The organism is Candidatus Flexifilum breve, from assembly GCF_016713355.1.
This window is the reverse complement of record NZ_JADJPI010000035.1, coordinates 1,434,178-1,458,135: the sequence shown is the minus strand read 5'-3', so window position 1 is coordinate 1,458,135 and position 23,958 is coordinate 1,434,178. Positions and strand designations below refer to the sequence as shown.

The 23,958-nt window shown below is 61.5% G+C and carries 20 protein-coding genes and 1 pseudogene; 9 read left to right on the top strand and 12 right to left on the bottom strand.

What is annotated here, in order from left to right; genetic code table 11:
- Positions 1-60: 60 nt before the first annotated feature.
- The 4 genes from iolD to IPK17_RS29200 form a co-directional block, all read right to left on the bottom strand.
- Positions 61-1,926 (bottom strand): 3D-(3,5/4)-trihydroxycyclohexane-1,2-dione acylhydrolase (decyclizing), encoded by a 1,866-nt coding sequence (iolD, locus tag IPK17_RS29215; protein ID WP_343421227.1) that lies wholly within the window; start codon positions 1,924-1,926, stop codon positions 61-63.
- Positions 1,927-1,956: 30 nt separating this feature from the next.
- Positions 1,957-2,718 carry a hydroxypyruvate isomerase family protein gene (locus tag IPK17_RS29210; protein WP_343421226.1) on the bottom strand — a complete coding sequence of 254 codons (762 nt, stop codon included), beginning with the start codon at positions 2,716-2,718 and terminating at the stop codon, positions 1,957-1,959.
- Between the two features lie 150 nt (positions 2,719-2,868).
- Complete coding sequence (gene iolC / locus IPK17_RS29205; RefSeq protein WP_343421225.1) at positions 2,869-3,882, bottom strand: 5-dehydro-2-deoxygluconokinase; 1,014 nt, start codon at positions 3,880-3,882, stop codon at positions 2,869-2,871.
- Positions 3,866-4,633, bottom strand: coding sequence for an IclR family transcriptional regulator (locus IPK17_RS29200; RefSeq protein ID WP_343421224.1), 768 nt, complete (start codon positions 4,631-4,633; stop codon positions 3,866-3,868). The genes iolC and IPK17_RS29200 overlap by 17 nt, the downstream gene beginning before the upstream one ends.
- 285 nt (positions 4,634-4,918) lie before the next feature.
- Here IPK17_RS29200 and IPK17_RS29195 point away from each other — a divergent pair, with 285 nt between their 5' ends.
- The 6 genes from IPK17_RS29195 (at position 4,919) to IPK17_RS29170 (ending at position 16,881) form a co-directional block, all read left to right on the top strand.
- Complete coding sequence (locus tag IPK17_RS29195) at positions 4,919-6,118, top strand: DUF362 domain-containing protein (protein ID WP_343421223.1); 1,200 nt, start codon at positions 4,919-4,921, stop codon at positions 6,116-6,118.
- Between the two features lie 4 nt (positions 6,119-6,122).
- On the top strand, positions 6,123-7,790 hold the full coding sequence (locus IPK17_RS29190; protein WP_343421222.1) for a hypothetical protein: 1,668 nt from the start codon (positions 6,123-6,125) through the stop codon (positions 7,788-7,790).
- Positions 7,791-7,900: 110 nt separating this feature from the next.
- Positions 7,901-9,814, top strand: a complete 1,914-nt coding sequence (locus tag IPK17_RS29185; RefSeq protein WP_343421221.1) for a c-type cytochrome — start codon at positions 7,901-7,903, stop codon at positions 9,812-9,814.
- A 12-nt stretch (positions 9,815-9,826) separates the two neighbouring features.
- A complete protein-coding gene (locus IPK17_RS29180; protein WP_343421220.1) occupies positions 9,827-11,926 on the top strand; it encodes a cytochrome c in 2,100 nt (699 codons plus the stop codon).
- Positions 11,927-12,156: 230 nt separating this feature from the next.
- Positions 12,157-14,844: a glycoside hydrolase family 31 protein gene (locus IPK17_RS29175; RefSeq protein WP_343421219.1), complete on the top strand. Its 2,688-nt coding sequence runs from the start codon at positions 12,157-12,159 to the stop codon at positions 14,842-14,844.
- A 102-nt stretch (positions 14,845-14,946) separates the two neighbouring features.
- Entirely contained in the window at positions 14,947-16,881 is a 1,935-nt protein-coding gene (locus tag IPK17_RS29170) for a glycoside hydrolase family 127 protein (RefSeq protein WP_343421218.1), read from the top strand.
- A gap of 138 nt (positions 16,882-17,019) precedes the next feature.
- On the opposite strand, the gene IPK17_RS29165 is transcribed toward IPK17_RS29170, so the two are convergent.
- The 5 genes from IPK17_RS29165 to IPK17_RS29145 all read right to left on the bottom strand — a co-directional run bounded on the left by IPK17_RS29165 (position 17,020) and on the right by IPK17_RS29145 (position 19,792).
- Positions 17,020-17,205 (bottom strand): hypothetical protein, encoded by a 186-nt coding sequence (locus tag IPK17_RS29165; protein ID WP_343421217.1) that lies wholly within the window; start codon positions 17,203-17,205, stop codon positions 17,020-17,022.
- The gene (locus IPK17_RS29160; RefSeq protein ID WP_343421216.1) at positions 17,151-17,807 is read right to left on the bottom strand and encodes a class I SAM-dependent methyltransferase; all 657 of its coding nucleotides are present in this window, start codon (positions 17,805-17,807) and stop codon (positions 17,151-17,153) included. The genes IPK17_RS29165 and IPK17_RS29160 overlap by 55 nt, the downstream gene beginning before the upstream one ends.
- 224 nt (positions 17,808-18,031) lie before the next feature.
- Positions 18,032-18,994, bottom strand: coding sequence for a VOC family protein (locus tag IPK17_RS29155; protein ID WP_343421215.1), 963 nt, complete (start codon positions 18,992-18,994; stop codon positions 18,032-18,034).
- Positions 18,995-19,103: 109 nt separating this feature from the next.
- On the bottom strand, positions 19,104-19,508 hold the full coding sequence (locus IPK17_RS29150; RefSeq protein ID WP_343421214.1) for a hypothetical protein: 405 nt from the start codon (positions 19,506-19,508) through the stop codon (positions 19,104-19,106).
- The gene (locus IPK17_RS29145) at positions 19,496-19,792 is read right to left on the bottom strand and encodes a hypothetical protein (RefSeq protein WP_343421213.1); all 297 of its coding nucleotides are present in this window, start codon (positions 19,790-19,792) and stop codon (positions 19,496-19,498) included. Before IPK17_RS29145 ends, IPK17_RS29150 begins: the two co-directional genes overlap by 13 nt.
- Before the next feature lie 212 nt (positions 19,793-20,004).
- On the opposite strand from IPK17_RS29145, the gene IPK17_RS29140 reads away from it, so the two are divergent.
- Both IPK17_RS29140 and IPK17_RS29135 read left to right on the top strand, forming a co-directional pair.
- Positions 20,005-21,396, top strand: a complete 1,392-nt coding sequence (locus IPK17_RS29140) for an MBL fold metallo-hydrolase (RefSeq protein WP_343421212.1) — start codon at positions 20,005-20,007, stop codon at positions 21,394-21,396.
- A gap of 12 nt (positions 21,397-21,408) precedes the next feature.
- Positions 21,409-21,813: a DUF302 domain-containing protein gene (locus IPK17_RS29135; RefSeq protein ID WP_343421211.1), complete on the top strand. Its 405-nt coding sequence runs from the start codon at positions 21,409-21,411 to the stop codon at positions 21,811-21,813.
- A gap of 48 nt (positions 21,814-21,861) precedes the next feature.
- Here IPK17_RS29135 and IPK17_RS29130 read toward each other — a convergent pair whose 3' ends face one another.
- Positions 21,862-22,416, bottom strand: a complete 555-nt coding sequence (locus tag IPK17_RS29130) for a class I SAM-dependent methyltransferase (protein ID WP_343421210.1) — start codon at positions 22,414-22,416, stop codon at positions 21,862-21,864.
- Between the two features lie 209 nt (positions 22,417-22,625).
- On the opposite strand from IPK17_RS29130, the gene IPK17_RS29125 reads away from it, so the two are divergent.
- Positions 22,626-23,189, top strand: coding sequence for a redoxin domain-containing protein (locus IPK17_RS29125; RefSeq protein WP_343421209.1), 564 nt, complete (start codon positions 22,626-22,628; stop codon positions 23,187-23,189).
- On the opposite strand, the gene IPK17_RS29120 is transcribed toward IPK17_RS29125, so the two are convergent.
- Both IPK17_RS29120 and IPK17_RS29115 read right to left on the bottom strand, forming a co-directional pair.
- Positions 23,186-23,596, bottom strand: coding sequence for a cupin domain-containing protein (locus tag IPK17_RS29120; RefSeq protein WP_343421521.1), 411 nt, complete (start codon positions 23,594-23,596; stop codon positions 23,186-23,188). The two genes, IPK17_RS29125 and IPK17_RS29120, sit on opposite strands and share 4 nt — an antisense overlap.
- A pseudogene (locus IPK17_RS29115) lies at positions 23,594-23,752 on the bottom strand (helix-turn-helix domain-containing protein); the annotation flags it as partial. The pseudogene IPK17_RS29115 and the gene IPK17_RS29120, both read right to left, overlap by 3 nt.
- Positions 23,753-23,958: the final 206 nt, after the last annotated feature.

Here is a 23,958-nt window from a genome sequence, read left to right as displayed (position 1 = left end):
TCTTCCCTGAATTTGGGGAGGGGTTGGGGGTGGGGTCGGCCACTCAATCCATACCTGAGGTTACAGGTAATGCCGTTCTTTTTGCTTGGCTGCTTCATAGGCGGCGCGGGCGCGCTGCACGTCCGGGTTTTCACTGACCTCGGCGACGCTCACGTCCCACCATGATTCATAGCCGCCCACGCGCTGCCGCCGGTCGACTTCGGTGACGATGCACACCGGGCCGCCCGTAACCTCCCGCGCGCGCTCCAGCGCATCGCCGAATTCATCGCGATTGAGCGCCTTAAAGGTGAGCGCGCCCATGCCTTCGCACAGCTTGACGAAGTCGAGCGGGAGCACCTCGCCGTCGAGTTGGCCGCTGTCGGTGCGCTGGCGGTACTTCGTGCCAAAGCCGTCGCTGCCGACGCTCTTGCTCAAGCCACCGATGCTGGCGTAGCCGTGATTGTCGAGGATGATGATGGTCACTTTGATCCCTTCCTGCACCATCGTCACCAGTTCGCTGTTCATCATCAGGAAGGAAGCATCGCCCACCATGACGTAGACTTCGCGCGTGGGATCGGCCAGTTTTGCGCCCAACCCGCCCGCGATTTCGTAGCCCATGGTCGAGAAGCCATATTCGAGGTGATAGGCGCGGGGATCACGGGTGCGCCACAGCTTATGCAGGTCGCCGGGTAGACTCCCCGCCGCGCACAGCACGACATCGCGCGCGCGGCTGAAGGTGTTGATCATGCCGACAACTTCGCCCTGACTGAGCATCGGCTCGTGTTCCAGGTTGTAAATGCGCGCGACTTCCATATCCCACGCGGCGTTGAGTTGGCGGCAGCGGGTTTGATATTCGGCGTCCGTCTGGAAGTCCTGCACCAACGGCAGCAGTTCTTCAAGCGTAGCGCGCGCGTCGCCGACCAGCGGGATCGCGCTGCGCTTATAGGCGTCGAATTCCATCACATTGATGTTGATGAAGCGCACGTCCGGGTTCTGGAAGGCCGTGTTGGACGCGCTGGTGAAGTCGCTGTAGCGGGTGCCGATGCCGATGATCAGGTCGGCTTCGCGGGCGATGATGTTCGCGCCTTCCGTTCCGGTCGCGCCAATGGCGCCGAGGTTGAGCGGATGATCGTAGGGGAGCGCGCCTTTGCCCGCCTGCGACTCGCCGACCGGGATGCCGAGCGTTTCGACCAGCACCTGCAAGGCGTCATGCGCGCCGCTGTAGTGGACGCCGCCGCCCGCGACAATCATGGGGTGCTTGGCGTCCCGAATCGCCGCTGCTGCCCGCGCCAGTAACCCGGCATCGGGACGATCACGGCGGATATGCCACACGCGCGGCTCGAACAACTCCACCGGGTAGTCGTAGGCAGTCGCCTGCACATCTTGCGGCAGTGCCAGCGTGACCGCGCCTGTGTCCGCTGGAGAGGTGAGCACGCGCATGGCTTCATGGACCGAGCTGATCAACTGTTCCGGGCGGTAGATACGATCCCAGAAGCGCGACACAGGCTTGAAGGCATCGTTGACGCTCAGATCGAGCGAATGCTCGTTCTCCAACTGCTGGAGCACGGGCGCTTGCATGCGTTCCGCGAAGATATCGCCGGGGAGCAGCAGCACGGGGATGCGGTTGACCGTCGCCACCGCCGCGCCCGTGATCATGTTGGTCGCGCCGGGGCCAATCGACGAGGTGCAGGCGAAGGTCGCGAGGCGGTTGCGCTGCTTGGAAAACGCAATCGCGGCGTGCACCATCGCCTGCTCGTTGCGCGCCTGAAAGAAGCGCAGCTCGTCAGCGTACTGCTGGAGTGCCTGCCCGATCCCGGCGACGTTGCCGTGACCGAAGATGCCCCACACGCCTTCAAAAAACTTGTTGACGACGCCGTCGCGCTCCACGCTTTGCTGGGAGAGGTAGAGCACGAGCGCCTGCGCCATCGTCAAACGGGTTGTTTTCATAGGGAAAACCCCTTTCTCATTCCGCTAAAACTAGACTTTGCAGATCTCTAAAGCATTTTTCAGTCCAGCGACGGGATCACCTGTCGGGATGAACTCCTGCGCCAGATAGCCCGTGAAACCCGTGTCCCGGATCGCCTGGGCGATGGGGCGGTAATTCAATTCCTGCGTCGCGTCGATCTCGTTACGACCGGGGTTGCCTGCGGTGTGGTAATGCCCGAAGTAGGCGTGATAGTCGCGGATGGTACGGATCACGTCGCCCTCCATCACTTGCATGTGATAGATGTCGTACAGCAGTTTGACGCGCGGCGAATTGACCATCTGACAGACCTTGACGCCCCACGCGGTCGAGTCGGCCTGATAGTCAGGGTGATCGACCTTGCTGTTGAGTAGTTCAAGGACGAGCGTGACGCCCGCATCTTCGGCCATTTTGGCGAAATAGCTCAGGTTGGCGGCGGTGTTCCCCGCGCCTTGTTCATCGCTGAGCCCTAAGCGGTTGCCGCTGAAGCAGATCACATACGGGATGTGCCAGTCCGCCGCCAGCTTGAGACTCGCCGCGAGTTCCCCCTCGATGCTGCCGCGATGCTCCAGCCGATTCATGCCCTGCGGTCGGAGCGCATGCCCGCGCACCGCCGCAATCTCCAGCCCGTGATCCCGGACCAGTTGATAGTCTTCCGGTTCGACCAGATCGATCGCGTCATAGCCGAGGTCGGCGACCGCACGGACAAACGTCTGCGGTGTCATTGGCTGCGGTACAAAACACCACCATGACACTGAATGTTTAAGTTGTCCCATAAAAGCTCCTAGTTCCAGTGAATCGCAATGCTGGTAAACAAACCTCACCCCAAAAATCTGACGATTTTTTGCCCCTCTCCCTTGGGAGAGGGGCGGTTGAGCGCAGCGAAACGGGGTGAGGCCGCGAATTTCCAGAATCAGTACGTTGTGTTACTCCAAGCCGCCGCGGGTGCTGACAAAGGCTTCGACTTCCGGCAGGGTTGGCATGAAGTTGGCGCAGCCGTGCTTGGTCACGACGATCGCGCCGCACGCGTTGCCGAGCCGCGCGGATTTCTTCCAGCCCCAGCCGTTGATATACCCATAGAGGAAACCGCCGCCAAAGGCATCGCCCGCGCCGAGGATGTTGTAAACCTCGACCGGATAACCCGGTGCTTCGATCACTTCGCCGTTTTTCAGGTAGATGCGCGATCCGCGCGAACCCGTTTTGAGGATGAGCGCCTCCGGCCCCATTGAGAGCAGGGCGGCAATCGCGCGTTCGGTATCGCCCTGCACATGCGTGTCGGAGATCTGCGAGTGCGTGAGCGACATCTGCCCGGTTTCGATCATGAGCGCCGCGTTGACCTCGTCTTCCGTGCCGATCACGATGTCCACGCTGCGCAGGATAGCGCGTACCTGCACACCGAAGGCGCGGACGTCATGCCATTGGTTCGGCCGGAAGTCGACATCCAGCATGACTTTGACTCCGGCGGCTTTGGCGCGTTCTGCCGCGAAGAAGGTTGCGCTGCGGCTGGGCTCGACGCTCAGGTTCGTCCCGGCGAACTGAAAGACTTTGCAGCTCGTGAGCGGGGACGCCAGCACATCGTCAATGTCGAGCGCGTTATCGGCGCAGTTGTCCCGGTAGTAGACGAGTGGAAACTTATCCGGCGGTTCGATGCCGAGGATCACGGCGCTGGTGCGGCGTCCCGGTTTGCGCGGGATGAACTGCGTCACCACGCCTTCGCGGTTGAGGAAGTCGAGGATGAAATCGCCGACCGGATCGACGCCAACGGCGGTCAGCAGGGCGGTGTTCAGGCCGAGGCGGTGCGCCCCGACGCTGATATTCAGCGGCGACCCTCCGACATACGCCGCAAAGCTGTTGATCTGCGGGAAGGGGGCGCCAATATCGTTGGAGTAGAGATCAATGCTGCTGCGCCCCATGTGCAGCGAATCATACCCGGTCGTCATAGCCCGCCTCCTCAGCGTTGTAACCTAGTTCGGCTGAAAGTTCGCGCGCGGCGCGGCGCACATGCCCCGCCAGCACCGCGACCCGCTCCTTAGTGACGCGCACCGTCGGGCCGGAGATGCCAATCGCCGCGACCGCGATCCCCGCCATGTTGTAAACCGGAGCGGCGAGACAGCGCACCCCCGGCTGATGTTCTTCATCATCGATGGCATAACCCTGTTCGCACACCTGCGCCAGATGCCGCGCCAGCGCCTCGGGATCGGTCAATGTGTTAGGCATTTTGCGCTCCAGCGTGGCCGGCAGCGGCAGTTCGCCAAAGGCGAGCAGCGTTTTGCCGACCGCGGTGCAGTGCATGGGCAGCATGCGTCCGATGCCGCCGACCACGCGCAGCGAGTGCGACGCTTCCACGTCATCGATCATGAGCGCTTTGCCTTCTGAATACACCGCGGTATGCGCGCATTCTTCCGTGTCTTTGACCAGCCGGTACAGGTACTTACGGGCCTTTTCGCGCAGCGGCATGCGGTTGACCAGTTCCCAGCCCATTTGATACAGGCGTGGCCCGACCACATACTTGCGCGATCCGCGTTCCGGTTGCAAATACCCCGCGGATACCAACGTCTTGACGAGCCGCGACGCGCTGCTCTTGTCGACGTCCAGCGCTTCAGCCAGTTCGGTAATGCTCACCGAGCGGCCCGCCTGCCAGATGAGATCGACGATTTGCAGCCCGCGCATCAGTGATTGTATTTCGCTCATCCCGTCCCTATCAAGTGAATGTTGCTTATTGTGCAACATTTTAGTGCTCATATGACCTGATTATGCAAAGTCATTGTGAAATACGCAACAGATGAGGACTGGCGCACAGCGTGATCAGATGGCTAAGATAATCGGAATCAAACCGCCAACCGTGGTGATCCCGACCACACGGGGGTACAATGAGCGGCGCTGCGCCGATCTGTGGCGCGCACTTCGTTGACCACGCGTGTTTGCCGCCCGTCCTGATCAAGAACCTCAGCCAAACACCGGAAATGCGAGTCAAAAATGAGCCATCATCCCCTCTCCCGCCGACGATTTCTCGGCGTGGCCGGAGCCTCGGTCGCCGCGCTGCTCACACCCAAGTTGATCACCTTGCCGGGTATCCGTGCCGACGGCCTGACGACCAAAGTCCACCTGCACACGTTCAATCCCACTGAAACGACGACCAGCGACGCGGTGCAAGCGGCCATGAACGCGGCGACCGACTTCGCGTGGCTGCGCCCCGGCGATTCGGTGTTCGTCAAAGTCGCCAGCAACTCCAACCTGACCGCGCCCTCGGTGACATCGCCCGCCGTGCTCGAAGGCGTCATCCGCCGCTTGAAGGAAGCGGGCGCGGGGACAATCTACGTGGGGGATATGAGCGGCGCGCAGTTCGTGCGCCATCTCGCCGAAGGCACAACCGGATCAACGCGCGCCAATATGGAGCAGAATGGTCTGCTCGCGGCGGCGGAAGCGGCGGGCGCAGAAGTTCACTGCTTTGAAGAAGTGCCTTTCGACCAAGCGTATATTCCCGGCGTACCGGCTGTCGATCATCACTGGGGCGATGGCTTGCAGGTCGCGGCCATCCTCGATCAAGTCGACCACATCGTGAATTTGCCGCGCCTCGGCAAGCATGTGCTGGCGGGCGCGTCGCTCGGCCTGAAAAATGCGGTCGGCTGGATCAGCGATCACAGCCGCATGGTGCTGCACCGCGACGGCGCGACTTTTCACGAGAAGCTCGCCGAACTCAACACGATTCCGCAGTTGGCGGGCAAACTGCGCCTGACGCTGACGCTCGCCGATCAAGCCCTGACGACTTACGGGCCGGACGCGGGCTATCGCCTGCCGCTCACCTCTCCGCTGATCATTGCGTCGGAGGATGTCGTCAGCCATGACCAGATCGCGCTGCTGGCGCTGCTCTGGGCACGGCAGCAGACGCCCGCCGATGCGCTCACGCAAGACCCGTACCCCGCGCAGTCGAATGGCCTGAACTGGTGGTTTGTACGTGTGACGTGGGGCGAAGAGATCGCCGGGTATCAGGAGCTGCCGACGTTCGACAACCTCGCGGCGGCGGATACGCTCACGCACATCAATGTCGCCTATGACGTGCTGCACGGTGGGCGTCCGCAAACCATTGAAGTCATCCCCGGTTCAATGCCGCTGCACGAGTCGCTGATCGCGCTGCTTACGCATAACCCCGATCTGCACATCAGCGTGCGAGGCTGAGCGGGTGAAAGTCCAGTACAAAGCGCTGCTGGCGCTGGCCGTCTTGGGTCTGGCGCTGGCGCTGATGGGTTGGGGGCTGATTCAGTTAAGCACGCTGCGCGGTACAGTCAACGCAGCGGGCATTCCGGTCGGTGGGGCGATTGTTCGCGTGCAGGGTTCGTCCGACTACGCGCTGACGGATGCCGAGGGGCGCTTTACGCTGCCCGTCGCGCCGTTCAGCGGCGAACGGCACGTGACTGCGTGGGCGGAGGGTTACTTCATCAGCCACACCGCGGGCGCGCCGTTGAGTGAGATCACGCTGTTGCTGCGCGCGCACCCCATTGAAGACAATCTGGAGTACGCCTTCGTCAGCCCGGTGCTGCACCCAGATGTGGAGGGCGCCTGTGTGCGCTGCCATGCTTCGCGCTCCGGCGACCCCAACGCGCCATTGCCCGTCGACGAATGGCACCTGGACGCGCATTCAGGATCAGCGACCAATCCGCGCTTTCTCTCGCTCTACAATGGCACAACGCTGACCGGGGAGTTGGGCGCGCTGACACAGTATCAGTTTGATACTGAACTTGGCATCGATGTGCCGCTGCCAGATCAACCGGATGTCGGCTTCCGGCTCGACTATCCTGAGTCGAACGGCGTGTGCGCGACCTGTCACGCTCCCGTGCTGGCGCTGGAACAGCCGACGACTGCTGATCCGAATACGGCAGTTGGCGTCGCCGCAGAAGGCGTGACATGCGATCTCTGTCACAAGATTGCCGCTGTGCGCCTCGACGTGAGCGGTTTGCCGTCGGCTAATCTGCCGGGGGTGGAGTCGCTTGAATTTCTGCGCCCGCCGGACGGCGAGCAGATCTTCTTTGGCCCGTACGACGATACGCCCGGTGATGATGTGTATCTGGCGCTGCAAAGCGAAAGTCAGTTTTGCGCGGCCTGCCATACTGGGACGTTCTGGGGCGTGAGCATGTACAACAGCTTCGGTGAATGGCTGGCCAGCCCCTACAGCGACCCGGTCAGTGGGCGGACGTGTCAGGACTGCCACATGCCGACCCTCGGCGTGACCACCTTCGTCGATCTGCCGCCTGATGTCACGCAGTTCGTGCCGGAACGCGACCCACACACGATTTTCAGTCACCGCATGCCGGGCGCAGGAGACCTCAACCTGCTGCAAGCGACCGCGCAGGTGACGGTCGACGCCGAACGGGTAGGGGACAACCTAAACGTGTCCGTCACGGTGACGAACACGGGCGCGGGGCACTCGATCCCGACAGACAACCCGCTGCGCAACCTGATTCTGCTGGTCGAAGCGCGGGACGCGAACGGACAACCGCTCGCATTCACTGAGGGCGCGACCATCCCGGAATGGGGTGGCGTGGGCGATCCCGACGCGGGCTACTACGCGGGACTGCCCGGCATCCTCTACGCCAAAATCCTCGCTGACTTCTACACGGGCGAACTGCCGACCGCGGCTTACTGGCGGCAAACGCGGCTCGTCAGCGATAACCGCATCGCCGCGCTGGCCAGCGATGTCTCGAACTACACATTTGAACTGCCCGCCGGGGCGGGTGCAGTCACGGTTGAGGCGCGGCTATACCTGCGCCGCGCCTTCATCGACTTGATGGCGGCGAAAGGTTGGGAGACGCCCGATATTCTCATGGAACAGGTCGTGAGGGTCGTGCCGTGAGCAGTCGACCCCACCCCCAGCCCCTCCCCGAATTCAGGGAGGGGAGACGACAGCGTTCGCAAAGTCGAACGTGGCTTCGTAGAGAGGTTTTTGTAGGGACAAGGCATGCCTTGTCCTCAGTATCCCGTTCAAGAAGTCAGGACGAGGCATGCCTCGTCCCTACACATGATACCCGTTTCGGACAACCTTTTGAACGCGTCCGCTGGACGGTGTGTGCGCTGTGCCTGCTGCTGTTAGGGGCGTGTGTCGGGGAAGCGTTCCCTACGCCGACCGCCACGACTTACCCGCCGACTGTTCCGGTCACGCCCGTGCCGCTGCTGCTCACCCCGATTGCCACGCAAGCGCCGCTGCCCGCGCTGCCGCCACTGGTCAACAGCCGATCCAGTAAGGCGCTGGCTTTGGTGAATGAGACGCTCGTCACGGTCAATCCGGACAGCGACAGCATCACCTTGGTCGACACACATGCCTTGCGGGTAGTCAGCGAGATTCCGGTCGGGGGCGGTCCGCGCATGGTGGCGACGCGGGATCGGTTGGCTGTGGTCACGTTGTGGACGGAAAACGCCGTCGCGCTGGTCGATCTCGACAGTGGACAGGTGCGGCGTGTCGAGCAGGTGTGCGCATTGCCGTACGGGGTCGTGACCGACAGCCGCCGCGCGTATGTGAGCTGTTTCGGCAGCGACCAGATTGCCGTGGTGGATTTGGATACGACGGATGTGCTCTACCGCGTCACGGTGCCGGACGCGCCGAGCGGTCTCGCGATCAGCGGGACATGGCTACTGGTCACGTATACCTACACCGGAACACTAAGCGTGCTCAATGTCGAACGCACGCCGTTTGTCGTCGGCTCGGTGACGGTAGATACGGACGGCGAACTCTCGCGCACGATCTTGATCACGCCGGATGGGGCGCGCGCCTATATCCCGCAGACGCGCACTGGCCTCGCGCTGATCTCCACGCAGTACATGCAGGACTGGTTTCCGGTCGTCTCGGCTTTTGACCTGACGCGCATGAGTGGTGACCGCAGCGCGCGGCTGACACTCTCCACACTTGACCATGACGCGAATATGCCGTCCGACGGGGCGTTGTCAGCGGATGGAAACCTCATGTACGTGGCGCTCGGTGGCAGTGATGCGGTCATGGCCATTGATTTGGCGACGCGCCAGCTTGTGACGCGCATCGCGGTCGGTGCAAATCCGATTGGCGTCTGGGCAGCGGGCGAGACGTTGTATGTACTGAATGCGCTGGATGGTACAGTGACGGTGATCGACGCGGAGACCAACAGCGTCACAGCCGTGATTCCTGTCACGACGATTCCCCTGGGCGCGGAACTGCTGCGCGGGAAAGTCCTGTTTCACCGCGCCAGTGCGCCGACGATGAGCGACGGTGTGATTAGCTGCGCGACCTGCCATTTTGAAGGCGGCGCGGACGGGCGCACATGGATCAATTTTCGCAGTGGGCCGCGCAACACGGCGGTGCTCAACGGCGCGGCGGAACTGCCACCGTACAATTGGGCTGGTGACATGACCGAGCTGCACGATACGATTGAAGACCAGATCCGTTATGTGATGCTCGGCGACGGGTTGATCACAGGGGACTTTGATGCGACCGTTAGCACGATTGATGCCGGACGCTCAGCCGATCTCGATGCGCTGGTGGCGTATGTCGCGTCACTGGAGGCGTGGCCGAATCCGAATCGCTTGCCGGATAGGGGGTTGAGCGAGTCGGCGCGGCGCGGCATGGAACTGTTCATGAGCGGGACGATTGGCTGCGGCTGTCACGCGCCGCCGCAATACACTGATTTACAGGCGCACAACCTCGCCGGGAGTGTGTTCTCGCTGGAGATCGCGCCCGCCTTCGACACGCCGACCCTGCGCGGCCTGTGGGCGTCTGCACCCTATATGCATGATGGCGTGGTGCAGTCGCTGCCAGAGCTGCTGACGCGCACCGATCCGATTCACAGTGTGGCGGACGTGCTCACGCCGGAACAACTGGCGGATCTCGTCGCCTTTTTGTTGTCTTTGTAAGGTGGATGCTGTATGCGAAAGTTAGGGATCCCGCTGCTGCTCGCGCTGCTCATCAGCGGTGGCGTACTAGGGCAAACGCCGCCGACCGGCGATCAGCCGTGGGACTTATTAGCAACCAGCCAGCGCGGACAGTTCACGTTCTACGATGCGCCGACGGGCAGCTCGGTCACCGGGAAGCCGCTGGAAATCGGCGATTTTGACGGGAACGGCTGCGGCGATCTCGCGGTCACCGGGCAGAATGCGTCGCACTCGATTGCCGGGGAATGGCGCGGCAGCGGCGGGCATCTGCGCCTCATCATGAACGTGTGTCCCATCATTGGCACGCTGACCGCCGAGGCGCTCACCGGACGCGGTTTCACAATCTACGGCGCCTATGCCGGGGATATGGCGGGCGCGGAAACCTATGTCTCCGATTTCAACGCTGACGGTTACGACGATCTGCTGCTGAGCGCGCAGAACAGCGACGGCCCACAGCAAACCCGCTCGAATGGCGGCGCGGTCTATATCGTGTTCGGCGGCGCCGACTTCGCCGCGCAGGGCGATCTTGATTTGCGTACGCCGCCGGAGAACGTGGTGCTCTTCTACGGCGCGACCGCTGAGGATCGGCTCGGGTTGTGGCTGGAAGGTGGCGACTTTGACGCCGACGGCTATCAAGATGTCATTATGGGCGCGAATCAAGCCGATGGACCGGAGAACAGCCGCATCAACACGGGCGAAGTGTGGATCATCTACGGCGCGGCGGATATGGCAGCGACCTACGGACAGGTGACCGATTTGCGCGCGGCCCCGCCGGACGCGACGCATATCATCGGCGCGGACTACGACGATTTGCTCGGTTCGACGGTGTGGGGCGACGACCTCGACGGTGACGGCTATGACGACGCGATTGTGAGCGCGGCGCTGTGGCGCGCGTCGGCGGGGATTGGCGGCATCTCGTTCGGGGGTGGCGACGGCGCGGGCAACCAGCGGTACAACAGCGGCGAGACGTTCATCATCTTTGGGCGGGCGGATCTGCGTGGGCAGACCATCGATCTCGCCGAGCAGCTCGACGCCGACGGGCGGCCGCTGACCGATCAGATCACGGTGATCTACGGGCAGGATGCTAACGATCTGCTGGGCGAAGAGATCGCGGTCGGGGATCTCGACGGCGACGGGCGCAACGACCTGGTGCTGGGCACGCTGGTCGGCGATGGCGTGGAGAACAACCTCGACGAAGCGGGCGAGGCGTGGGTGATCTACACGCACGAGCCGATTCGCGGGCAGCTGATCGACCTCGGCGCGCCTGAACCGGGACGCACCGTCGCGATCTATCCTGATCAGGGGGACAGCAAGGCGGGCGATACGCTGCGCATTGACGATCTCGACGGGGACGGCATCGGCGATCTGTTCTACGGTGCGCCGGATTACGACCCGACCGGCTACGATGGCCGCGTACGCCACAATGCCGGGATGATGGCGATCCTGTTTGGGGAAATGGGCGGGTTGCCGAATGACGACGGTGTGATCCTGCTGTTCGATCCGCCCGCTGATTTGCGTGCGCGCTTCCTGATCGGCGGTGAGGACAACGACATGATGCCCTACGCGCTGGCGGTCGGCGACGTGGACGGTGATGGCGTCGTCGATATCGCGCCGAATGCCATGGGCGGCGATGGGCCGCGGAATGAGGTGCTCAACGCGGGCGAAATCTACGTGGTGAGCGGCGCGGAGTTCCTGTCAGAGTCGCATGCGTTTGGGCAGGTGATGGCAGCACCCCAGGCGACCGCGACCGTCGTCAGCTCGACGACGCCCACGCCGCACCCCGATGTGACAGCGGTGGCACGGCAGGGTGATCTCGAACGCGGGCAGCAGTACTTTGCGGAGACGTGCGGCGGTTGTCATGGCTTCAATGGCGAAGGCGTGCCGCACCTCGGTCTGCCGCTGATTACGTCGCCGCTGGTCTTGTACGCGTCGGATGTCGATTTGCTGGCGTTCATCCGCGAGGGGCGCGCGTCGGATCACCCGGACAATGTCACCGGGATCGCTATGCCGCCAAGCGGCGGTCGGCCAGATTGGACGGACGAGCAAATGCTCGACTTGATCGCCTATATTCGCTGGCTGCGTGATCAGAATTAGGTTGTTTTGGTAGATAAATCGCACTACCATCAGTTCTGTTTCCGACCCCACCCCCAGCCCCTCCCCGAATTCAGGGAGGGGAGCAAACAGGTTTTGCCAAGCGGAGATGGGTTTCGTAGGGATGCGTTTTATCGCGTCCGCCAGTCATAAGCCTATAACTATCGCTGCGGCAAGAGCCGCCCACTGACCTAACGCTCGATTTCGGTCGGAGTTAGCGAGGAGATATCTTCATGCTTCCACAGCAGTACATCATGAACGTCAACCCGGCGGCGAACCCGGAAGCGGTGGTGCGCGCTGGATGTGCCCGCTTCACTGTCCTCACCGAGCGCTTGATCCGGCTGGAATATGATCTGGCGGGCGGCTTTGAAGATCGTGCCAGCCAAACCATGTGGTATCGCCAGCAGCCTGTGCCCGCGTTCACGGCGACCAACGAGGACGGCTGTCTCATCATCGAAACCAGCGCCTTCGTGCTGACGTATGTCGTCAGCCAGCCCTTCACGCCGGACAGCCTCGCGATCCGCGTCAAAGCGACGGAGACGGTGTGGCATCCCAGCGATGTGGATACGGACAATCTCAAAGGCACAACGCGCACACTCGACCTTAAGCACGGGCATGCGCCGCTCAACGATGGACTCATCTCGCGTTCGGGTTGGGCGCTGCTGGACGATTCGCGGACGCTGCTGCTCAATGATGCGACGTTCCTCGAACAGCGCACGGGTCAGGGCGTCGATTGGTATTTCTTCGCCTATGGTCACGACTACAAAGCCGGGTTGCGCGATTACAGCGCCGTGAGCGGAGCCGCGCCGCTCATCCCACGCTGGATTCTCGGCAACTGGTGGAGTCGGTACTGGGCGTACACGCAGGCCGAACTGACCGCGCTCATCACCGATGCGGAGACGCACGGGATTCCGCTGTCGGTGTGCATCATCGACATGGACTGGCACCTGACCAAAACGGGCAACACCAGTTCCGGTTGGACGGGCTACACATGGAATCGTGAGCTGTTCCCGGACCCGCAGGGCTTCATGGATTTTCTGCACAGCAAGGGGCTGCGCACAGCCATGAATCTCCACCCGGCGGAAGGCGTGCATCCGCATGAGGAGCAGTACCCGGAAATGGCGCGGCGCATGGGCATTGATCCGGCGACCGAGAAGCCCGTCGAGTTCGACATCACCAACCCGACGTTTGTGCAGGCCTATTTCGAAGTGCTGCACCACCCCTACGAGGCCATGGGCGTGGACTTCTGGTGGGTCGACTGGCAGCAGGGGCAAAGCTGCAAGATTCCCACGCTTGACCCGCTGTGGCTGATCAATCACCTGCATTTTCAGGATGCCGGGCGCAACCCGCGCAAGCGCCCGTTCATCTTCTCGCGCTGGGGCAATGAAGGCCATCAACGCTACCCTATCGGCTTCTCCGGCGACAGTTTTATGACGTGGGAGACGCTGCGCTACGAAGCGTACATGACGCCAACCGCGTCAAATGTGGCCTATGGCTGGTGGAGTCACGACATCGGCGGGCATATCAGCGGCGCGGGCGACCCGGAACTGTTCGCGCGTTGGGTGCAGTTCGGCGCGCTGAGTCCGATTTTGCGCATTCATTCCGCCAAGGGGTACTTCTACGATCAGCGCCCATGGGTGTTTGAGAACGCCGAAGTCCGGGAGACCCTGCGCGATGCGCTCCAACTGCGCCACGCGCTGATCCCGTACCTCTATACGATGGCATGGCGCGCGCACCGCGAGTCACTGCCGCTGCTGCTGCCCATGTACTACGACTATCCCGAAGTTGAAGCGGCGTATCACTGCCCCGGTCAATACTTGTTCGGCACGGAGCTGATCGCCGCGCCATTCACCGCGCCTGCCGATCCGGTCACGGGGTTGTCGCGGCAGGTGGTGTGGCTGCCGGAGGGCGATTGGTACAACGCGCTGACGGGCGAATACTACGCGGGAGACCGCTGGTATGCGCTCTATGGGCTGCTCAAAGACATTCCGCTGTTCGCCAAAGCCGGCGGGATTTTGCCGCTCGGCGCGCCGACAGGTTGGGGCGGCATCGACAATCCCGACGATCTGCATCTGCATGCCTATGCTGGCGCGGACGGTGCGTTCACCCTGTATGAAGACGACGGCGATTCGCGCGAGTATCAGCAGGGGCGGCACTGCGAAATGCCGATCACCCAGACGTGGACAGGGCAGTCGCTGACACTGACCGTCGAACCCGCGCTGGGCGAGACGACACTCATTCCCACCGAACGATCGCTGCACCTGTACGTGCATGGCGTCAAAGCGTCGGTGCATGTGACCGGGCAGATCGACGGCAAAGGCATCGTTCCGGAAGTGACCTACGATGCGGTCAGCGAGACGCTGCTGATCACTGGCATCGTGCTCACCCCGACGAATCGTCTCGTTGTTCGCTTGTACGGCGATGAAGATGGGCTGCTCTCCCGCCGGGATCGCAAACGCGAAACCGTGCTCAAAATGCTGCGGGCGTTCCGTTTGCACACCGGGGTGCGCAACCGTTTGGCTGAAATTGTCGATGCACTGGTCGCTAATCCGGATGAGATCGCACCCTACGTCGTTGGCATGCAGGCGGAACACGTCCGCGCATTATGCGAAGTGTTGTACGAAGCGGGCGCGCAGCATGTGCCGGATGCGCATCACCCGACGCTGATCGTGGTCTGGAACAACCGCGACGATCAGGCGATCACCTACCGCTACAGCGAGGCTTTCCTGTTCTTCGGCGGCGTGCACAGCCCCAAACATCAGCATGGAGTCGCGCCGCGCTTTGCTGCGCTCATCCCCAACACGCAAACCTGGACGCACGGCGCAGTCGGCGATCAGGTTCAACGCACGCAGTGGCAGGTGCACCTCGACTATCACGGCGTCGCCGATACCACGCTGGAATATCGGGAAATCTCACCGTAGTTCGTGGTTTTGTCGATTGTCAAACCCATGCATTCAGCCTGAGCGCATGGGTTTTTAGATCCGCTTGCACTAATGCATATTCATACGAAAAGGATTCTTTACATGCGCACATCAGAGAATAGACCCTCACCGCTCCCGTGGACGGCCGTGGAGATCGACGGCGGGTTCTGGGGTGACCGCCAGCGGATCAATCGCGACCACACCATGCCCGCCGTGTATCATCAATGCAAGATCACCGGGCGGATTGATGCGTGGAATCCGCAGCGCGACCCGAACCTGCCCGAACCCCACATCTTTTGGGATTCGGACGTCGCCAAGTGGATTGAAGCGGTTGGTTACAGCGTGGCGCTGCACCCCAACGCCGAATTTGAGCGGCAGGTTGACGAAATCGTCGACTGGATGGAGCAGATGCAGTTGGCCGACGGCTACGCCAACAGCCATTTCATCGCCGTCGAGCCGGAGAACCGCTGGCGCAACCTGCGTGACCAGCATGAGCTGTACTGCGCTGGCCATCTGATCGAGGCGGCCATCGTCTACGCGCAGGTGACCGGGAAACGCAAGATTCTCGACATCCTGCGCCGCTACGCGGATCACATTGCGGTGACGTTCGGGCGCGGTGATGGTCAAAAGCGCGGCTATCCCGGCCATCCCGAACTCGAACTCGCATTGATGCGCTTGTACCAGGCGACTGACGACCCGCGCTATCGGGATCTAGCGCAGTATTTCGTCGATGAGCGCGGGCAAGCGCCGCATTACTACGATCTCGAAGCGATTGAACGCGGCGAAGACCCGCGCGCGTTCTGGGCTCGCTCGTATCACTATTGTCAGGCGCATGCGCCGATCCGCGAGCAGACCGGTATGGTTGGGCACTCGGTGCGGGCCTGCTATCTATACACGGGTACAACCGACCTCGCACTGGAAATGGGGGATGCGGAACTGACAGCAGTCGCCCAGCGCCTGTGGGACGACCTGACCGGGCGGCACATGTATGTGACGGGCGGTGTCGGCTCAATCCATACAATTGAGGGTTTCACCGTGCCGTTTGACCTGCCCAATGACACCGCCTACAGCGAAACGTGTTCGGCAATTGCGCTGTGCTACTGGTCGCAGCGCATGTTCAGCCTTGACCCGCACCGCCGCTACATCGACGCTATCGAGCGGGCGCTGTACAACTGCATCCTGAGCGGCGTGGCTTATGATGGCGAGACGTTTTTTCAATGCAACCCGCTCGAAGCGTATCCGCATATTTCGCCCTATGCGCTCCTGGACAGTATGTCTGCACCGACGCATCACCGCAGGGTCGATTGGTTCGATGTGTCGTGCTGCCCGCCGAATCTCGTGCGCATGGTGGCGTCGGTTGGTGGTTACTTCTACGCGACGACACCGAATCGACTGTATGTCCATCTCTACAACCAGAACACCGCGCGGCTGACAGTCGGCGCGAACGAGGTGCACATCACCCAGGCTACCGACTACCCGTGGGATGGCGCGATCAACTTCACGCTGGAACTGGCGAATCCGACCCGTTTTGAACTGGCGCTGCGCATTCCGGGCTGGTGCCGGGAATACGCAATTACGGTGAACGGCGCCGCCTTTACGGTCGAGTTGGACAAGGGCTATGCCGTCCTCGACCGCGAGTGGCGTGCTGGCGATCAGGTGACGCTGATGCTGGCGATGCCGATTGAGCGCATCGCCGCGCACCCCCATATTCGCGCGGATGTGGGCTGCGTCGCCTTGCAGCGCGGACCGCTGGTCTACTGTTTAGAGGAAGCGGATAACGGCGCGGGTCTCGCGCATCTGCGTTTGCCGCGCACCAACGCGCTCAACTATGCTTTCGACGCTGATCTCTTTGGCGGCGTGGGCACGATCACCGGGGAAGCGTTGCGGGGCGAATCGGCGCAGTGGTGCGGCGAGCTCTACGCGCCCGCTGCCAACCTTGATTTTACGCAGACGTCAATCACGCTCAGGGCGATTCCCTACTGCTTCTGGGCTAATCGTCAGCCCGGCGAGATGCGCGTGTGGATTCGGGAAACATAGCGGCGAACGAGCTCAATAGCCAGCTTATTTCTGGTCTCGTCGGTTCTACAAAGCTTTTGCCGCAGCCCTAACCGCGTCAGCAAACACACTAATGCCCGTCAAAACGACGGGCGTTGTTTGTCCTCGCGACGACCTGCACTACTTCTCCAGCATGATCAACACATACCGGCAGAAGCGCCGCAGCGGCGGGGCATAGCGCAGCACCACGCGGTCAACTTTGTGCAAAACCGGTAGGCGGACATGCCAGCGATAGGGAAACGCCCGCACAATCATGCCAAAGAAATGGACTTCGTGGTAATGGAAGTCGCTGTAGCCGCGCCCCATTTATTGATCTCCGCATAAGTCAGCGGTCGATCATCACCAACCGGGTTTTTGTCGGGGTACGGCACATGATTGCGCACATACGTCAGCACAGGATTCATGCCGAGCGGTTCGATAAACAGCGCCTTTCCGCCCGGTTTGAGCACGCGCAGCAGTTCTGGACCGGCGAGATCGACATCCAGATGATGGAGAACCGCCCGGCCAAAGGCGAGGTCAAAGCTGGCGTCGGGGAAGGGCAGCTCCTCGCCCACGCCAACCTGAGCATGTAGGTTCGGCAGGTTGTTCAACTGCGCCCGTAACTGCGTTGTCGCCACACTCTTCTCGGAAATATCGAACGCCGTTACGTCCGCGCCCGCTTTGGCGAGCAGCGACGCCGTCATTCCAGAGCCACACCCATATTCCAGCAGACGTTTGCCACGAATGTCCCCAAAGAAGTCTTTCGTGCCGGGATATGCGCTGGCGACCTTATCGGTCCGAACATACGAATAGAAGTCTTGCTCAGGTCGCAGGAGCAGCTTTTCCGGGTGCTGTGCGTAGTGCGCATCAACCAAGCTGTCCCACTTGGCCTTCTCATCCTCATAGTACTGGTTGGTAGCTTTTGGCATGGTAATGTGACCTTCTCTAAGTTACACAGTGTATTACTGTTTCTTGATATTAGTATGGTACGTCAATAAAAACAATTAAGAATGACATTATTTTGTGTTAACTGGGTAGAAAATTGCTGCCGAAAAGCAGGGCTGCGTGGATTAGGGGAATGAATTTAGGGCGAAAGTGAATCAGTGGGGCACACAACCGTGTGCCCCACACACATCCCTGTGCTGCACACTGGTTAGCGCGGCTGCGGGAAGTTTTCCAGCAGTTCGAAGATCACACCGAGCTTCTCCTGACTGTCCATGTAGGTGTACATGCCGCTGCGGTCGCCGTAGAAACCCTGCTGCGCCACGCCGATACCGAACTTGGCGAAATGGGCGACGGCCTGCTGCGTATCCTTGACCACAAACGCGATATGGTGGGCGCTGTCCCCGTGCTCGTTGAGGTAGTTGCGCCACACACTCGGAATGCTGTCCGGCTGAATCAGTTCCAACTGCGCCTGCCCAAAATTGAAGAAAATCAGCTTGGCCGTGGCTTCGGTCGGCTGACCGAAGAACTTCGTTTCGGTGATGGCGTAGGCGGGCGTCTCCGTGCGGAACGCTTCTTCGATGCCGAACAGCTCGCGGTAACGCTTCCCGGTCGCCTCACAGTCGTTGACCACCAGCCCGACCTGCATGACGACATCTGTGCCGAGGCCGCGGTCAGCGGGGAAGGGTTGCGCCGGAGGGAAGCGGAAGTCGCTGTAGATTTCCAGCAGTTCCATCGTCAAGCCAAGGTCTTTTTCGGTATCGAGATAGGTGTACATGCCGGTGCGTCCGGTGAACAAGCCCGCCTGCGTCGTCTGGTAGCCGTGATCGGCAAAATAGGCGGCGGCAGGGGCGCTGCGCGGCACGTTGAAGGCGATATGATGCAGGCTGCTGCCGTGCTTCTTCAGGTGATCCATCCACACGCTCGGCGCGTCCAGTGGTTCGAGCAGTTCAAAGGCGACGTCGCCCAACATCCAACTGATGATTTTGGCGCGCGCATTCAGCGGTTGACCGTAGTAGGTACCGCGTGTGTGCTCGTACAACTCGGTGATCTGGTAATCGTGCGGCACGTCAAAGCCGAGAATCTCACGATAATTAGCGGCGAAGCGCTCGCAGTCGTCGACGATCAGGCAAATCTGAAAGAACGTTTTATCCGGTAAGCTGGATGCAAACATGATTTATACTCCTCAACGGGTTAAACAAGCAGACGCGCGAACGCGTGACCTTCCCAGCGCCCAAGTGTAGCCGAGTTTGCGCGTGCCTCCCACGCCGGACACAGCCGAACTAGAAGCCGTAGGCCCACAACTCCGTCATCACACAGCCAAATTCCGGGTTGACCAGCGTAATGACCGGATCCGCAAATTCACCGTCGGGGAGTTCGTTTTCTAGTTCCCATTCCTCGATCATCGGGATGCCATCCGCCCATACGCTCACCGCAGCATCTTTGACCAGGACGACGATGTAGATGGGATTGTAGAAGGTCGGATCACCGTCAGTGTCGATACTGGTCATGCGGGGCTGGCGGTTCGGGCCGGTCTGTTCGATGGCGTAGACTTCATCATCGGAAGTGATGACCACACCCGTCGCGCGCAGAATTTGCCCCTGTCGATTCATCTCTCCACGCGTGATGAAGGTGCATACGCCCGCCGAGTCGCCGCCATTTTCGCGCACGCTGATCAGCGCGCCCATGATGTAATTACGGTAGGTCGCATCGGCGCTGCCACCACCCCCAGGGGTTCGAGCGCCATGTCTTCGAGAAACAGCAGCTCCCCGTCTTCGGGGATCAGCTCCAGAATCTGGAGTTCGGCAACGACGCGTTCCCAGTTGGTGTCATAGTCCTCGGACAGTTCGGTGCGATGCAGGAGCGGCAGCCCGTCTTCATCATTCGGGGTGGGGGTAGGCGTCTCCTTTTGCGCGAGGACGCTGAAGGTTGTGACGAGGCTGAGGACGAACGCGAGGGCGAGGCGTTTCATGAGCAGACTCCTTTTGGCTGCGGACTCCCATTTGTGTTCCAGTATAACGCGGCTAGAACGCTGCTCACTGGACGCACAACCACCGTCCGCCCGGCGCATGCCATAACTTGCCACTAATGCCATGCATAAGGAGTCGGGGAGTGCTCGTGAGCAGGGGCGTCTGTTATAGTGACACAGTAACCAAAGCATGTAGTCAGTGAGGATGAATCTGGATGTATCTCCAACAGTTCTTTATCGACGGTATCGGCTGCCTCTCCTATCTGGTCGGCTGTGAGAGCTACGGCGTCGCCGCCGTGATCGATCCGGATCGTGACGTACAGAAATATCTTGATGCCGCCGCCGAACGCGGACTGAAGATCACCCACATCATCGAAACTCACCTGCATGCTGACCATGTGTCCGGCAATACGGATCTGGCTGACCGCACGGGCGCGGACATCTACGTGCACGAAGCGGCGGACGCCGAATTTGAAGTCAAGCTGCTGCAGGGCGGCGACACGCTGACACTCGGCAACCTCGACCTGCGCATTCGCCATACGCCCGGGCATACCCCGGAAAGCATCACCGTGTTGGTAGCTGACAAGACGCGCACCGAAACGGCATGGATGGCACTGACAGGCGATACGCTGTTCGTCGGCGACGCCGGACGCCCCGATCTGGTCGGCCTCGAAGCCGCGCGCGATCTCGCCGGGCACATGCACGATACGCTCAACAACGAATATCTCACGCTGCCCGATGGCACGTTAATTCTGCCGGGACACGGCGCGGGGTCGCTGTGCGGCAAGTCGATTGGTTCCGTGCGCATGACCACGCTCGGCTTTGAACGCGGCTCGAATCCCGCGCTGCAGCCGCGCACCCGCGACGAGTACATCGACTTTGCGGTGAGCGGCTTGCCGGAACAGCCCGGTAACCACAAGCGCATCAAGGCGATCAACCGCCGCGGGCCGCGTCCGCTCGGCGAGATCAAGCCGCGTCCGCTGTCGACGCAGCAGGCGATCAACGAGTTTCAGCGTGGAGCGGCTCTGCTTGATACGCGCACGAAAGCTGAATACAAGCAGTCCCATATCCCCGGCGCGACGCATCTGCCCTTCGACGAGCAGTTGAGCAACCGCGTGGGGCATGTGCTGCATCCTGATGCCTTGATCGTGATCCAGCTCAGCGATCCGGCGGACTATGAACGGCTGGTGTACAGCCTCGCCCGCGTCGGCTTTGAAAATGTTGTCGGCTATCTCGCGGACAGCCTCGCCACGTGGGAAGCGCTCGGCCTGCCCGTCACGGCAGGCGATGTGCGCGACATTGAACCCGGCGAACTGCGCGACCTACTGACCAGCGAGAGTGAACGCCCGCTGGTTGTGGACGTGCGCGAAGCGTGGGAGTATGCGTCGGGTCACGTGCCCGGTGCCAAGCTGATTTCGCTCGGCGAACTGGGACGCCGCGTCAGCGAACTCGATCCACAGCAGCCCGTCGCCGTGATCTGCGCTTCTGGTTCCCGGAGCCAATCGGCAGCCGCGCTGTTGGGGCAAAAAGGCTTCGAAACCGTCTACAATATCCTCGGCGGGATGTACTCGTGGGCGGGCAGCGGTTTGCCAGTTGAACGAAACTAGGAGCGATGAACGATGACGCAAACCACCGAAGGCCTCGGCATCAAAGTGATCCTGCACGCTGATTTTGAGACGGCACGCCAGCGTGTCATCGACGCGCTGAAGGCGGAAGGGTTCGGCGTGCTGACCGAAATCGACGTCAAAGATACGATGAAGAAGAAGCTGGATGTCGATTTTCGCCCGTATCGCATTCTCGGCGCGTGCAATCCGCACCTCGCGCATCAGGCGCTGACCCTCGCGCCGGATATGGGGCTGCTGCTGCCGTGCAATGTGACCGTCGCACAGGGGGAAGGGGGGAGGTCGAAGTCGCGCATTATCGACCCCAAGAATATGATGGAGTTCGTCAATAACCCGGCGCTGGAGCCGATTGCGGCGGCAGCGCGGGACAAGCTGCTGCGCGTCGCGCAGTCCCTGAGCTAGTTTCTCCTTGATGGGGGCGCACTAATCTGCGCCCCGATTTCCCCCCAGTTAGCCCAGATTCAAGCGGTACAGCACCAAGTGCGTCAAATCGATCTGCTCAAACTGGGGTAGCCCGGCCGCTAGTGCCGCCGCGGCGACCTGTTCGGGCGTCAGACGGTGATCGAGCGGCGGGCCGTAGTCCTGCGCGCGGTGCGGCCATTCCAGCACGACGACCCGCTGCCGAGCGGTGCGGCGGGCTTCGCGCAGCGCCCCGACGAGGTCGTCGGCTTCTTGCAGGACGTGTCCCAAGAAGACGAGGTCAAAGCCCGCGTCGTCGAAGGGCACGGCTTCCATGCGTCCCTGCCGAAAGTCGCCCGTGGGGACATACTGCCGTGCCGCTTCGAGCATGTCCTCGCGCAGATCAACGCCCGCAACGGTCAAGCCCCGCGCTGCGAAGTGCTCGGCAAACAGGCCGCTGCCCGTGCCGACATCCAGCGCTGCCTGTGCAGTTAGGCCTGCGAGCGCTAAATCGACGACGCGTTCCACTTCCATCAGCGCCATGCGCTTCGGCGACCGCAAGCGTTCAATGTCGCCGCTGTAGCGGCGATCGTTCGGTGTGTGCATCCGTGTTCTCCTCTGTGTACCCCCTGTATAGACGCTTTCAGAGCGTCAGATCTGCCCGCGCCGACCGGATCAGCACGCCATTAGCTCGGCTTATGTGTCTGCATAAGCGAATTGTGCTAACGGAGAGGCGAATTGTTCGCTACAGTGGTAGGTGTTGAGCCAGCTAATCGCGCTGCCGGATGCTGCGGCGCGTTTGACAAAGGAATGCTATGAGCGCAGTCGCCAAAAGCGCAAAAACGCAGCGTACGGAACCGGGCAACAGCCCGCTGATCCTGATTGTCCTCGGCGTGGGCCTCCTGATCATCGGCTGGATGGCCGTCAGCGCGTCGATGAACACGGCGACCGGGCGGGTGGGCAGCGCGCCCGACTTCACCGCGACGACGTTGACGGGAGAGACCGTGCGCCTGAGCGATTACCGCGGGCAGATCGTCATGCTGAACTTTTGGGCGACGTGGTGTCCGCCGTGCCGCGCCGAGATGCCCGCAATCGAACGTGCATACGAGCGCTACAGCGAGCAAGGCGTGATGGTGCTGGCGATCAATAATGGGGAGACCTCCGCGGAGGTCGCGCCGTTCGCCACGACGCTCGGGCTGCGCTTTCCGGTCGTGCTGGACACCGATCGGCGCTTGCAGACGGCCTTTGGCATGACCGGGTATCCCACGAGCCTGTTTATCGGTCGGGATGGCGAAATCTACGCGACGCACACAGGCGGCTTATCGTCGTCCCAGTTGACCGACTATCTGGAAACCGGGTTGGCGCAGCCGTCGGCTTAACCTGCGCCCGGGTTGAGATGACTCTGGCTGAAGCCGGTTTTGCCCTCATGCGTTTGGAAGATCATGAGGATCACGGCGGGCTGCGCTGACCGATTGCAGAAGCGATGCGCCTGCGTCGCCTCAAACAGCAGGCTGTCACCCCCGGTGAGTGTGAAGACCTCGCCGCCCACCTGATATTCGATTTGTCCCTCGACACAATACACGAATTCCTGCCCGCTGTGCGTGATCAGCGGGTTTTCCGTTTGCGCATACGGCTGCAGCGTGACGAGAAACGGTTCGATCTGCTGGTTATGCAGGCCGATGCCGAGACTTTCGATGTCCATGCCGCTTTGCTGGGAGCGCGTCCGCTGGTCGTGCTTGACATAGACGACGCTGCGCTGAATGTTGGTATGGAAAAACTCGGTGATCGGGACGTTCAGCGCGGTGGCGAGCAGATGCAGCGAGGACACGGTTGGCGAATTTTCGCCCCGTTCAATCCGGCTGATCGCATTCACCGATAAACCGCAGCGTTCCGCCAAGGCGCGCAGCGACAGGTCGCGGGCTTCGCGCAGCAGGCGAATGCGCTGACCGACTTCCGGGTCGGCGCGTCAGAGCTGATCGGGGTGTTGGTCATGGGGCACGCTCCGTCAATCACAGTTCATCTCTATGATTGTATCCCTCAGCCGGGTTTTTCGGCATTGGTGAAACTGGAGTGAACGGGTGGAGTCCGGTTGAGGCAGATCGCACACGCGCTTGCGGGTTGACGATCTGCCCCTCGGTTGGTTTGCGG